Here is an 11,492-nt window from a genome sequence, read left to right on the forward strand (position 1 = left end):
ACCACATTGTGCCAAGCATTCGCGCCCTCACGCATCCACAGCGAATAGAGCATAGCCGTATTCCCCTTAACCCTACTTTCAATGGTGATTGGCGAATGAAGAGCCACCTGAACAGGATATGACGCGATGGTGACTCTGGGTGTGGTCGTTGCTAGGACTTGCGGCGACGGAACGGCGATGAGCAGCAAGGGAAGTGCCATCAGTGTCCCCGATAGTATTTTCATAGAATCCTCCTTAGTCGACGTTTGATATAGGGATGATCCGGTCATTGTGAAATGCGAGCCGACAGAAGAATCTCTGGCGAGCTCATACAGGAGGTGTCATAACCATAGCGTGGTGAACAAGGTGCGTGCTTTCAGAGACGACGGATGAAATGCCATAATTCGACATAACTTCCTTAAATGTCGAATTCCACATGATTATGGTAATCCCTTTATTTGACAGGTACTTTTTTTCGCATGTTGATATTTCTCATTGCTCTTCCTGGTAACGATACCTCGATGGCCATCAATAGCGCCGCTTGATTCTTTTACAACCTAAGATCAAGATCCATGGAACTAGTCCCATGTCATGCTGTGGGTTCATCGTCGTGTCAAAGGATTATAGTTCCCCTGAACTACCTGTATTTCGAGCTCTGCAAGGCTTCAACCAGCCGATCGCGGCAGCCTCTCGGTTTATCTAAAGGCGCCGCATCGCCCCCACGCGTGGGGGAGAATGTCAACAATTCTTCGCGATGTATGATGTAACCTATTCTTGTCACTAGCGTTATATCTTGCATGACGTCAATGCACATTCCAGCCACGTCAAATTCGTAGGTCAGGGAGGCACTTATGAACAAAACCATAGGAGCCACAGTTATCATGATGATGGGGTCTGCCCTTATCGCCGGGTGTGGAGCGTCTACCGCACATCCTTCCGCCCAAGGCGCGAGCAGCACCCCTTCTAAGTCGACATCCAGCAGTCCATCTACCAGTAGTAGCGCATCGTCATCACCCTCGACGAGCCCTTCCACGTCGGTGTCATCGACCAGCATCCCCGTGAATTCATCGCCTTCAACGTCGACGAGTTCTAGTTCTTCCTCGGTAGCACCGCAAGCCACGAGCAGTTCGGGCGTATCCTTAGTCAAGGATTGGATGCAGGCGGGCCTGAACGGCGAGGGTGTCAATATGCCGATCGGTGATGGAAAGACGATTGGCTTGGTACAAAATGAGTGGGGTCAAGGGAAGCTATCCAGCGCCGGAGCCGGCGTGTACGATGTCTTTTCCACCCATGACGTCTCCTTTGGCGTAGGGACCGGGAATCAGATTTTTGACGTCACCTCCAACGCTCCCAATGTGCAACAAATTACCCGCGCCGACGTCACCTCCACCTTGGGCACACCGGGAGCGGTCCGTTACGCGGACAATACCACGATTTACATGTATCCCGATGGTCCCAACTACCAGGTGCTATGGACATTTCCAGGCGGTCCTGGGAAAACCGGAAACACCGTGGACCACGTCTCGGTGTATTGGCCTCAGGGCACGGTGGATCTGATGGGACAAACGGTTCCCAATCCATCAGTGACTGTCAGCGCCTCCACCGCCTCGGCCCTCTCATTCACCATCAAGAACGCGCCATCGGGCTACCGATTGGACGAAATCGAGTGGCTGCCGACAAAAACCGGCACCACTGTGGTTAACACCCACGCACAAGCGGCACAAAATGCCGGGCACGGCAATTCAGGAGCCGACTTTACCGCGTCCTCAAGCGGCTATCAGCTCCAATTCCCTACTTCGATGAGAGGCACCTCAGGGCAAATACGACTCATCTACGAGTCAACCCAAGGTAGTGCCATCATCGGCACCAGCAATACCATCACGTTAAATTAGTGTGCGTCAAACGTCTTACCGCACGGTGACCCGTTCACCGTCCCGCGGACCCCACATCCTCAAAATGACACACCGACGGAGACCGTGCGGTGTGTCATTTGTCGATTACAGGCCGGCTCGATGGTCTAACCCAGTCTGCGCTCTCTCGGTGATGGTGATATGGCGATGGCAAGAGTTAGATGAGGTGCCGATTGCGCAACAGCAACAAATACCGCTCATGGGTAAGTCGCGCCATTTCTTTAAAAGAATATCGCTCTACTTGCCTCTGCCCTGCTTTGACCAGTTCCTCTTGCTGATCAAGGTGATAGGCGAGATGCTCCATAGCATGAGCGATCTCCTCACTGCGCTCCGGATTGACCAAAAGGCCCCCATCCCCCACTACTTCGGGAATGGACGAGCGATTGGATGCGATCACTGGGGCACCAGCGGCCATGGCTTCTAATACCGGGAGTCCAAATCCTTCAAAATAGGAGAGGTATAAGAACGCGGTGGCGTTTTGATAAAGCGCCACCAGTTCTTCGTCGGGCACCATAGTTTGCAGTGTCACGCGATCCTCCAAGCCAAGCCGTTTCACATGCTCCGTCATGCTAGGCAACGCCGCCGTCTCGATTCCCACCACTTTGAGAACATAGTCCGGCAAGGCCGCCTTGGAAAAGGCCGCAATCACTCCTAAAAGATTTTTTCTCGGATCCATCGCGCCCAGCGTCAAAAAATACTTTTGCTTCGGAAAGATCGGTTTTGTCACCGGAGTCTTGGATGCAAGCGGGGTCACCACAATCTTATCCGGATCAAGATGTAAGATGTCCACCATGTCACGTTTGGCATGGCGCGATACGGTAAAGACCGCTTTCGCTCGCGGGGCCAACATTTTGAGCGCATTCATACGATAGAACCGACTCACCTGATGGCGAAAAGGGATCTCGCCCGGAAAGTCACGACCGCGATGCCACTCAATGACGTCGTGAATGGTGAGCACTTGAGGAATACGTGTCAGCAAGGGATTAATATTGGCCGTGCCATGAATTAATGCCGCGCCATGCGCCGCCTGAGGAAAGGCCATTTGCTCCCAAGTAAAAAATGTTGGCGTGATGAGAAGATCGACTGGCAGAATAAAGCGAAGTCGTTTCAATACTTCGGGATCCGCGCTTAAATCCCCAAAGACATGCATGTCGTAGGGCCGGTCCATAAACCCCAGTTCAGTGACCATGCGATAGACATATTCCCCCACACCGCGGCGTGGCGAGCGCAGACCATATCGACCATCGATCGCGATGAGGGGCTTCTCCCGCTTCATGAGTGCACTTGCCATTGGTGCGGAAGCACCAAAAGCCCTCCTTGGCGCTCATAGGCTTGCACATGAAAATGGTTCGCCCCGTTCCACTCTTGCACCAATCGTCCTTCGGGGAGATGAAAGGCCACATCTAATTCATACTCCCCGGTCATTAAGGGGACCTGACGCAATTCCAGTCGAATTTCACACCGCCCGGGATGCACTAGGATCTGGTGATCGTCCTGAAAGGTACTGAGGGTCGCAATTTCAAGACCATCGGGACGGCGAATGCGCACCGTCACATTGCCCGCCAAATCCCCTCCCGAATTATTATTCAATACCATTCCCACATTCGCCCCATCCCCGGAAATGAGCGTCGGACTATATCCTGTCAGCGGGCGAATATCGCATTCTAAAAGCTCCAGTTCTCCAGAAGAATTGCTGATGGTTCCCGTATCAGGCTCGGTCTCGCTTAAGAGGCTCTGGCGATAGGCATGCACCACGTCGCGTGGCACGCCTTCGCTTTGCATCACCCCTTTATTAATCCAGAGAGCCCGATCCATCAGCCGTTCAATCGAACCTAAGTCATGCGATACCAACAAAATGGAGGTCCCTTCCCGCTTCATGCGAAAAATACGATCCATGCACCGCTGCTGAAAGGATTCATCTCCGACCGCCAAAATTTCGTCGACGATAAGAATTTCGGGTTCTACACTGGTCGCCACGGAAAATCCTAAGCGGGCGTTCATCCCCGAAGAATAGTATTTCACCGGGGTATCAATAAACGGCCGAATCTCAGCAAATTCAATGATGTCATCCATTTTCCGTTCGATTTCACGACGCGAGATCCCTAAAATCGAGGCATTCAAATAGACATTTTCGCGGCCCGTAAAGTCGGGGTGAAACCCCGCACCAAGCTCAATTAAGGCCGAGACTCGACCCATCACGTCAATCCGGCCCTCCGTCGGCGACATAGTCCGGGTAAGAATTTTTAAGAGGGTGCTTTTCCCTGACCCGTTTGACCCAATAATGCCGTAGCTCACCCCTTCCGGCATATCGAGAGAAATATTTCGTAGCGCCCAAAAGTCCTCGCGTACCGGTCGACTATTACGTCGAGGAATCATCCGCACCAACAGTTGCCCGACACTGTCGGGGCGATCCTTGCGCAACGTAAAACGTTTGGAGACATTCTCTACCGCAATGGACGCCATCTACATCACCTCCGCAAATAGCGGTTCCACCCGCTTGAAGATTCGCCACCCAATAAAAAGCACCAAGAGCGACACTCCAAACGCTAAGTCCACGTAATGAGGATGCTTCAAATGTCCGACATAGATCAGATTTCGCTCGGCTTCAATGGTGGCGCCCATGGGATTAATAAGCAAAATGAAGCGCAACTTGGCGGGTACACTGGAAAGCCTGTACATCACGGGGGAAAAATAAATCCATGCCATGAGGATTAATTGAATCAGTTGCATCACGTCACGATAGAGCACATTCAAGGCCGCTAAGATATAGCCGATGCCAATAGTGAAGATGAGTTGAATCACTAAAATGAATGGCAAAAAGACCAGTTGCCAATGAATGGGAACGCGATAAATAGCAATGAATACCGCTAACACTAAAATGGAAAACATAAAGTCAATCATCCGCGCCAACACTTCCGCAGTTGGCAACACCACCCGCGGAAAATAGATCTTGGCTAACAAGGCGGCATTGCCAGACACACTACTGGTGGCCGACACTAATCCGTTGGCAAACAGGTTCCAAAATGCAAATCCGGTCAATAGAAACACCACATAAGGAATCGGTTTGGAGGTTTCATGAAAAATCGTGCCAAAGACAAATCCATAGATTCCGGCATTGGCGAGGGGATTGATCACCGCCCAATAGAGTCCCAAAAATGAATGCTTATAGCGTGTTTCGACATCCCGAACGGCCAAGTTGCGGGTTAATTCCAGCCAGAGTAAAATCCTCGCCCAGGCGCTATCGCGTGGCTTCACTTCGACGTCCGACGCCCTATCGGCCACGATCGGCTTGTCATATTGGCTCAGCCTCGACATCCCCTTTATCAAAGTGATTCTATTGTACCCTCTCCGACAAGACTCGCCAACTATCAGCGGCTGCCAAAAATACCAAAACCCCGACTGGTAGGTCGGGGTTTCATGCGATGCTGCCGCCTTTATTGGCAATTTTGTAAGGTGCCGGCTAAGATGAGCTCTCCCATATTTCCGGTAGTGGTATTAATCGGATAGATCGAGACCACGCCTTCGGGAATGGTTTTAACCCCCGGGGAGTAGGTTCCAGCCCAGTCGCCGGGATTACTTTCGGAGGTCGTCTGTGTCATGGTAATGGTTTCATAGACTTCACCCGTCACGTTATCGGTATAGACAAACACATAGGCGTCGTAGTTCCCATATTGCCCGGGAGGATTCAAAAAGTTGCCGACCACATCAAGACTTTCAAACCCTTCCGACACATTGAGCACCAACGAGGCTTCCCCATAAGGATGTGAGTCTCCAGTGGTGGTGGTCAGTGGTGTACTGCACACCGTCACCTGAGGCATCACTGAGGGTGGCCAGAACACTTCAAATGGGCTCGGTGCGGCATTATTGTTATTTTTGCCCAGGTGATAAAAGGTGGCAGGTCCCACCACGCCATCGGCCGTTATCCGCTGCGCTGTTTGAAAAGCCACCACCGCTTGGCGAGTGGGCGCATCATAGTATCCGGTAATGCGCCCTGTATAATACCCGAGCCCCAATAACACGCCTTGAACAAAGACCACATCAAATCCGTTGCGGCCCGTGTCGATGGCCCGCCCGCCAGCAAGCGTATAAAGCCATAGCGCGTCATAGGTGCCATAGCCGACAATGGCATTATTAGGAAATCCGGTATCGCCGTTGGCCTCGGCATCTTTCTTAAATGCCAATACCGCCGCACTGGTCGGCGCTCGAAAGACTCCGCTGGCAGGTCCCAGCAAGGTCGCCGCGTAGCGATAGCAATTGAGACGATTTTGCAAAATCGTCACATCGCCGCCGGACATGCCTTCGGATAGTTGCCGACTGCCAAATACCGGCCCTCCGTAGGTGGTGTGGGCCCCCACTCCTTGACCAAACACGAAGTAGGTATTCGGACCACAAACGCCATCTACGCTCAATCCAAAATAACTTTGGATGTTCTTCACCGCCAAAACGGTGCTGGCATCATACTTTCCTGTGATGTGAATCGGCGATCCAATCGGTCCTCCCGAAGGATTCATGGCACTGAGCATGCCGTTATACACACTCTGCACAATCGCCACATCGGTTCCGCTTTTCCCTGAAGACAGTGTGCGGCTTCCCAATGGATAATACGGAGCAAACGTTTCGTCAAAGAGCGCCAAGCGTTCTCCCTCCTTATCGCCCTACTATCCCTCTTCTATCCCAATAGAAGATGGGAAGTAGGTGTCCATCCACCCTATTCCGGGTGAGGAAATATGTTCCATTCTGGCGTCTTGCGAGGAAGAACATTTGTCGAGCGTGCGGCAGCGTTGACAAAAGAACGAGCATGGCCACGCTGTCCCTCGTCTTTCCCGGCCTATCCTAGCCGCACTACCTCGCGATTACGTGCCGGCATCATTGAGGCAGAGGAGGATTGCGTATACACAACCACCGTGGCCTACTGATGTCGTCGAAGCTGGTCTGGCCGGGCTCTCGACGCGTTTGTGCGAGACGAGGACTCCTTCACCTTTTTAACCGAACCAGGCGTCTCATGATACGCGCTTTCGCCCCCAACGTCAGAAACGCACTATAAGATCGAATCTCTTCTCATTTTCGCATGGCACATTTCCCAGGGAAATTCCCGCCATCCCGCGGCGATCCCCAAAAATTGGTCGGTAGCGAGGAATATTGTGCATAAAAATGGTATCTAGCACGAAATGTTATGTCGAAATTGTGACCCATTGCCATTCGTTGGCGTTATATTGGTATCAACAGCAATTATATGGAGGTCATATGGGTAACCATTCAAACAAAAACATGTCACCCGCAAGACCCACCGGCGGTTCAGGGCATACCCGCCGTTATTGGTACTTGGGAATTATCGTTCTCTTAGGCATTGGTGCGTGGTTTGTCCGACCCCATATGGTCCTGAGTCGGAGCAAGAGCGCACTGCTGAAAGTTAGCACCTTAGGATTAGGATCACACGTTACCGCGACGGCCACGACCGCCAATGGCACGGTCGTCCCCATTGCGGTAAAAGCCGGAAACCTGTGGCCTGAAGCCACGCTGAGTCCGAATACTTCAGTGACCGTGACGGTCCACGATGCCGGTTTTTTGGGATGGTCGGCTACCCAAACCAAAACCTTAGTCACACCGGCAGCGCCCCAATTGGTGAGCGATACGGTCAAAGTGCCGTTAGACCGTTCATTGGTGCTCACCTATAATGGTTCGGTCGCCGATGTCATGATGGCATCGTCAAAAAAGACGGAGGCGGTCAATGATTCGCGGCATGTGGCCATTGGTCCTACCCTGAATCGGCCTAACCAGCGCGGTGTGGTTGAAGTCGCAGCGCGGGCCAGGTCCTGGGAAAAGTACGGGAAGATCGAGACCGTGTCCTATGCGTCGGTCCCCTATGTCACAGCCGCGTTGAGCCAAGTGTCCTCGTCAAACAGCGTCCCGGCGACGGCTCCTCTTAAGGTCACGTTCTCGACACCCATGACCGAAGCCAACGTATCCGAATGGAATATGTCACCATCCGTTCCCGGATCATGGCATAAGATTAATGACGAGACGTATGAATTTCAGCCAAGCGGTATCGGATTTACGCCCGCATCGAATATCACTGTCACCATTCCAGGCGGGTCCTCAGGCCCGCGAGCGAAAGACGGTTCCATTTTGTCATCGAACACCACATTAACCTATCAGGTTCCGGCGGGACTGACAGAGACCATGCAGGAGTGGCTTGCCGAACTGGATTATTTGCCAGTATCGTTTACGCCATCGTCGTCGGCCTCGACGGCGAACTGGCAAGCCGCGTATTCCGCCCCTAACGGCAGCTTTTCGTGGAGATACGCCGATGTCCCCGAATCTCTCGAAGACCTCTGGAGTCCCACGAATTGGAGTGTCATCACCCAAGGTGCTGTGTATTCCTTTGAACATCAGCATGGCCTTGCCCTGACACCGACGCCGGGAGCCCAGTTCTGGGCCGCCTTACGTCAAGCGGTGATAGCGCACCAAGTCGATACCACACCCTATGCGTACATTTATGTCAGTGAGACACTGCCTGAGCGGCTTTGGCTCTATGTGGGCGGCAAAGTGATTTTGACCACGTTAGCGAATACCGGGATTCCCCAGACCCCAACCACCATCGGCACGTTTCCTGTGCAAATCCGTACGCCGTTTCAAATTATGAAAGGCACCAATCCGGATGGAACTCCGTATGCCGACCCGGTGCACTGGATTAATTATTTCCATGGTAGCGAAGCGGTACACGGATTCTTGCGCGCATCGTATGGCTTCCCGCAAAGTCTTGGATGCGTTGAAGTACCCATTCCGGAGGCGCAGAAAATCTATCCCCATCTTTACATTGGAGCACTCGTGTCGGTTCACACGACGGGCTCATCGCCGATTCAAATCGTTCCAGCCGCGAACGCCAACGATTAACCGCGTCGTGGTGTAGTGACAGTCCATCCCGTCTCTCCCCGCCGTTGGTCGCGGAGAGACGGGATATTTTTTTCCTATGAGTTCAGCGTCACCTTACGCAATCGCCTTCACTTCTGAGGTCTGTCCCCCGAGTGCTCTATTTTGGCGGCCGCTCATGCCGTATGACCATCGTGCGCTGTTCGAACCGTACGCCAAGGTGACGGAAAACACGCTAACACCACCCCTAATAGCACCGTAGCTCCCCCGCCGATGCAATGGTGTGACCAGCCCCGATAGCAGCTATCGCGAGTCCCCCTGCCATTTGCCCTAAAGGAAGCCCTGAACTGGTCACCGATTGCAGCAGACCAAATACTCTCCCCCGCAATTGATCTGGGATCAATCGCTGCTGCCAAGTGGTCGCCACAATGTTATACGGAGCATAAGTCACTCCCCCAATCGTCACAACACGGATACCCCAGCCTGGTTGCCATCGCATCCAAAGCGCCGTACCGATCATTAATCCCACCGCGAAACTACTCCACAAGAATCCCAACATCTGGGCACCAGCATGATAGATATGAACCACCAGCACCGGCAATGCCGGTTCGAGCGGCCCATAGGTCAGATTGAAAAATAGCGTGACCAGGCCAATCACCATCAATATCGGACTTTTCCGGAGGAAATGCCAGGCACTCTCGTGAGCCTGCAACGGGTCTTCTCGGTCATCCATGGCGGGAGCACGATAGCAGACGGCGGGAATCGCTAGGAGCGAAGCAATATATCCGGCATACAACATCGCCGTGATCAATAAAGTGACGGGCGAGCCGACAGAAGCCACCAGAATACCGCCCACGGCCGGTTTTAATAGCGTCACCATGCCGCTCCGCAATTTGCGATAGGGCATTAGCCGCTTCCCAGTCCTGCTCTTTGACAATGTTGGGTAGCAAGACTCCTCGGCCAATCATGGAAAGAGGAGAGAGCGCCGCTGCAACCATGACGATTGACAGCAAAATCGGAAAGGTTAGGACATGCATCCAGATCATGGCAGGGATTGATGCGTAAAGCATACTCTGTAGCGCATTGTCCAGAATCATCAGCGGGTGCCTGGGGAAGCGGTCGACCAATCGCCCAATGAAGGGGCTGGTGAGCATGCGAGCGATGGGTATCACCGCCAAAATGAGCGCTAGCCGTAGTGAAGATCCGGTGGTTTTAAGAACAAACCATGCCAACGCAATCGAGACGAACTGCAAGGCAGACAGCACTACTGTAGACCCGCACCAATACATGACAAAAATCCGATTCCTGATCAGTCGACGATACCTGGACATTGGTGACTTCTCCCTTTCCTTCGCTCAACTGGCCTCACTCTAGCACGTCGCTCTCTTAAGAGGCCTAGGTCTTTAGGCGTACCCGGGTCCCGGGAATCGACTCTTTCCCGCGATGGCCGCATCAGGATCTGCCATAGCCGCCAACTCAAAAACTCTTCTATCAGACAAGGACTTTCGGCATAAGACGCGAAGGACTACAAAAGGGATGGAAAGGATGACACGTGTTGCTACCAGTACCCGCAGAAAGTTTACATACCGTAATCCAACCGATTGTCCATTCTATCAACGGATCCGTCTGGGGGCACGAAGCGCTACTTCGCGGTCCGGAAGGATCGATCTGGGAATCTCCTGCCATGCTATTTTCTGAAGCAGACCGACAGAATCAACGAGCAGGCCTGGAATATCAGGCGAGAAAACTGGCGGTAGAGAGACTCCCCGACCTTCCCGTCGACCAACTGTTGTTCGTGAATATCGATCCCTTGATCCTGCCCGCCGATCCGCCCATCGATGCGCCTTCTGATCGCGTGGTCCTAGAGATTTCAGAGAGCCGCTCACTCTTGGACAATCCTCAATCACTCGCACAACTACAACTGTGGCGCAAACAAGGCCATCTGCTGGCCATTGACGACTATGGATCAGGATTCATGAGCCTCAGTGCCCTTTTAACCTTGAGACCCGACATTTTGAAGATTGACCGCTTTATAGTGGCTGGAGTCGATCATGATCCCATCCGTCGTGCCGCAATCGAAGCTATACTGCATATTGCAAGAAAGTCCGGCATGATCACGATTGCCGAAGGAGTGGAAACCCCCCAAGAATTTTGGACATTGCGATACTGCGGGGTGCGGTATATGCAAGGCTACCTGCTTGGGCGACCACAAGTGCAGCCTATCATCGGAAACGTCTCTCTTCCGGTGGTTCGCGGAGGCCCTAATCTGAAATAGCGGCACCGCAATTTTGAGCGGGCTATAGTGGTCACGATGCAGAGCATGAACTTTCTATGACAACAAGGCAGACGGGATGGAATAGTGACGACTCCCCACGGCTAAAAGCCGGGGGCTTCTCGGTTCATGGCGGTGGCGTGTTCTCCTGCCGCTCCCCGAAGGCTCCGGCCGAGCCCGAAAAATCTTGTGTTAGCCGACCAACGCCCGGTGCAGGATGTTCTGTGGTGGGCGCCTTAGGGATTGACGCGGAGGGTCATAAACGCGTCTTGGGATTGGTCGAAGGGGCAACCGAAAATCACACCGTGGTCACGGCCTTATTGCAGGATCTCAGCACCCGCGGCCTGACGGCCGCGCCCGGATGACTCGTGGTCATCGATGGCTCCAAGGCCTTATCCAAAGCGGTGCGCGAGGTCTGGGGGGATCAGGTCCTCATCCAACGCTGCCAAATCCACAAGCAA

Annotated in this window: 10 protein-coding genes and 1 pseudogene; 4 read left to right on the forward strand and 7 right to left on the reverse strand. The window is 53.1% G+C overall.

Annotation, left to right across the window (positions count from 1 at the left end; genetic code table 11):
* A partial coding sequence (locus ACOJWD_RS05610) for a hypothetical protein (protein WP_486992238.1) occupies window positions 1-224 on the reverse strand: 224 nt, incomplete at its 3' end.
* A 392-nt stretch (window positions 225-616) separates the two neighbouring features.
* Window positions 617-1,099 (reverse strand): hypothetical protein, encoded by a 483-nt coding sequence (locus tag ACOJWD_RS05615; protein ID WP_486992239.1) that lies wholly within the window; start codon window positions 1,097-1,099, stop codon window positions 617-619.
* A 34-nt stretch (window positions 1,100-1,133) separates the two neighbouring features.
* Here ACOJWD_RS05615 and ACOJWD_RS05620 point away from each other — a divergent pair, with 34 nt between their 5' ends.
* The gene (locus ACOJWD_RS05620) at window positions 1,134-1,871 is read left to right on the forward strand and encodes a YjgB family protein (protein ID WP_486992240.1); all 738 of its coding nucleotides are present in this window, start codon (window positions 1,134-1,136) and stop codon (window positions 1,869-1,871) included.
* 175 nt (window positions 1,872-2,046) lie between these two features.
* On the opposite strand, the gene ACOJWD_RS05625 is transcribed toward ACOJWD_RS05620, so the two are convergent.
* The 4 genes from ACOJWD_RS05625 to ACOJWD_RS05640 all read right to left on the reverse strand — a co-directional run bounded on the left by ACOJWD_RS05625 (window position 2,047) and on the right by ACOJWD_RS05640 (window position 6,523).
* On the reverse strand, window positions 2,047-3,180 hold the full coding sequence (locus ACOJWD_RS05625; protein WP_486992241.1) for a glycosyltransferase family 4 protein: 1,134 nt from the start codon (window positions 3,178-3,180) through the stop codon (window positions 2,047-2,049).
* Window positions 3,162-4,352 carry an ABC transporter ATP-binding protein gene (locus ACOJWD_RS05630; RefSeq protein ID WP_486992242.1) on the reverse strand — a complete coding sequence of 397 codons (1,191 nt, stop codon included), beginning with the start codon at window positions 4,350-4,352 and terminating at the stop codon, window positions 3,162-3,164. The genes ACOJWD_RS05625 and ACOJWD_RS05630 overlap by 19 nt, the downstream gene beginning before the upstream one ends.
* On the reverse strand, window positions 4,353-5,204 hold the full coding sequence (locus ACOJWD_RS05635; RefSeq protein ID WP_486992243.1) for an ABC transporter permease: 852 nt from the start codon (window positions 5,202-5,204) through the stop codon (window positions 4,353-4,355). It lies immediately after the preceding gene.
* Window positions 5,205-5,323: 119 nt separating this feature from the next.
* On the reverse strand, window positions 5,324-6,523 hold the full coding sequence (locus tag ACOJWD_RS05640; protein WP_486992244.1) for a peptidoglycan-binding domain-containing protein: 1,200 nt from the start codon (window positions 6,521-6,523) through the stop codon (window positions 5,324-5,326).
* Between the two features lie 610 nt (window positions 6,524-7,133).
* Between ACOJWD_RS05640 and ACOJWD_RS05645 the strand changes: the two genes are divergently transcribed.
* The gene (locus ACOJWD_RS05645; RefSeq protein WP_486992245.1) at window positions 7,134-8,783 is read left to right on the forward strand and encodes a L,D-transpeptidase; all 1,650 of its coding nucleotides are present in this window, start codon (window positions 7,134-7,136) and stop codon (window positions 8,781-8,783) included.
* A 223-nt stretch (window positions 8,784-9,006) separates the two neighbouring features.
* On the opposite strand, the gene ACOJWD_RS05650 is transcribed toward ACOJWD_RS05645, so the two are convergent.
* Window positions 9,007-9,666 carry an MFS transporter gene (locus tag ACOJWD_RS05650; protein ID WP_486992246.1) on the reverse strand — a complete coding sequence of 220 codons (660 nt, stop codon included), beginning with the start codon at window positions 9,664-9,666 and terminating at the stop codon, window positions 9,007-9,009.
* A gap of 648 nt (window positions 9,667-10,314) precedes the next feature.
* Between ACOJWD_RS05650 and ACOJWD_RS05655 the strand changes: the two genes are divergently transcribed.
* Both ACOJWD_RS05655 and ACOJWD_RS05660 read left to right on the forward strand, forming a co-directional pair.
* On the forward strand, window positions 10,315-11,034 hold the full coding sequence (locus ACOJWD_RS05655; protein WP_486992247.1) for an EAL domain-containing protein: 720 nt from the start codon (window positions 10,315-10,317) through the stop codon (window positions 11,032-11,034).
* A gap of 221 nt (window positions 11,035-11,255) precedes the next feature.
* A pseudogene (locus ACOJWD_RS05660) lies at window positions 11,256-11,492 on the forward strand (transposase); the annotation flags it as partial.

Source organism: Sulfobacillus sp. TH-112 (assembly GCF_057473405.1).